Origin of the sequence: Falsiroseomonas oryziterrae (assembly GCF_021864505.1) — a bacterium.
Lineage (GTDB): Bacteria > Pseudomonadota > Alphaproteobacteria > Acetobacterales > Acetobacteraceae > Falsiroseomonas > Falsiroseomonas oryziterrae.
The window spans coordinates 1-1,325 of sequence record NZ_JAKJIB010000574.1 but is presented as its reverse complement, the minus strand read 5'-3'; the positions used below and the strand labels follow the sequence as shown (position 1 = coordinate 1,325).

2 protein-coding genes are annotated in these 1,325 nt (G+C 72.9%); one reads left to right on the top strand and one right to left on the bottom strand.

Annotation, left to right across the window (positions count from 1 at the left end; genetic code table 11):
* The first annotated feature begins 84 nt into the window (after positions 1-84).
* On the top strand, positions 85-225 hold the full coding sequence (locus L2I40_RS23280; protein WP_237217732.1) for a DUF1674 domain-containing protein: 141 nt from the start codon (positions 85-87) through the stop codon (positions 223-225).
* Between the two features lie 389 nt (positions 226-614).
* Here the strand turns inward: L2I40_RS23280 and L2I40_RS23275 are convergent.
* Positions 615-1,325: MFS transporter (locus L2I40_RS23275; RefSeq protein WP_237217731.1), on the bottom strand; the 711-nt coding region annotated here is incomplete at its 5' end.

Here is a 1,325-nt window from a genome sequence, read left to right as displayed (position 1 = left end):
GACCCGACCGGGCCGGCGCCCGGCCGCCCGGTGCCGGATCCCGCCCCCGGCCCGAGCCAGCCCCCGCCCGACATCGAGCCGCCGCTGCCCGGCGAGAAGCGCCCGCCCGCGGGCGATCCGCCGAAGGAGGAGCCGGTGCGGCTGAAGGAGGTCGGCGGGCCGTCCGGGCCGGAGCCGACGCGCTACGGCGACTGGGAGCGAAAGGGCCGCGTCTCAGACTTCTAGGACCTCCCCACGGAACCGCTTCGCAGTTCCGCGGGCTGCCCCGGTCTGGTGCCCGATCTTCGACGGGAGACGCTGCGTTGCCGCGCAACTTCGGTTCGCGCGACTCGGCGCGGACGGCGCGAACATGATTGCGTGTCGCGCAGGTGCGACTCCCAAGATCTTGTGCCGCGCCGAGTCGCGACTCGGGCGGCGGCAGGCGAACGCGCTTGTGGGTGAAAAACCGAATCACCCCAAGGTCTTGTGCTGGGAGAACACGCGCGAGGAGTCAGCGATTCGTTCGCGCGACTCGGGCCAGGTGACTGATTCTCCACCTTTTCCGGTTGCACCCTAAGTCCCTGATTCACCGCTCGTTCCGTTCTCGGGGCGAATCGCGAACCTGATCAGGGCGGTTACGACGCTGGTTTCGCGCCCCGCGGCGCCAGCCAGATCGCCAGCGCCAGCATCCCCGCCGCCGCCGCGACCAGCGCGCCGGCGGGGCCCAGCACCGCCCGCATCCCGCCCATCAGCACGGGCCCCAGCGACTGGCCGAGGAAGAAGCTGAAGGCGTGCAGCGCCACCGCCGTGCCGCGCGCCTGCGGCGCCACCTCCGTCACCCGCGTCTGGATGGAGGAATGGATCATGTAGAAGCCGAGCCCGAGCACCAGGCAGGCGCCGATTCCGACCCAGGCCACCGGCATGAAGCCCAGCGCGAGCAGCCCGGCGGCGAGCGTCGCACCCCCCAGCACGATCATCCTTGCTTGGCCCAGGCGCCGCAGCAGCATCGGGGCGAGGGCCGCGAAGGCGAAGCCGCCGAAGGCGTAGAAGGCCACTGCCAGCCCCGCCTCCGCCGCGCCGCTGCCCGCCGCCAGCCCGCGCTCGACGAAGAGCGGCGCGAGGAACGGGAAGATGCCGAAGACCAGCGCGCCCTCGATGAAGACCGCCAGGTAGAGCACGCGCGCCGCCCGCAGCCGCAGGATCGCCGCGTAGCGCCGGAGCGCCTCCGGCAGGTCGAGCCGCCGCTCCGTCGCCGGCGCGCCGCCGCCGCGCAGCACGAAGAGCCCTGCCAGCGACGCCGCCGCGCACGCCACCATGACGCCTCGCCTGCCTGATCCGAAGAACAC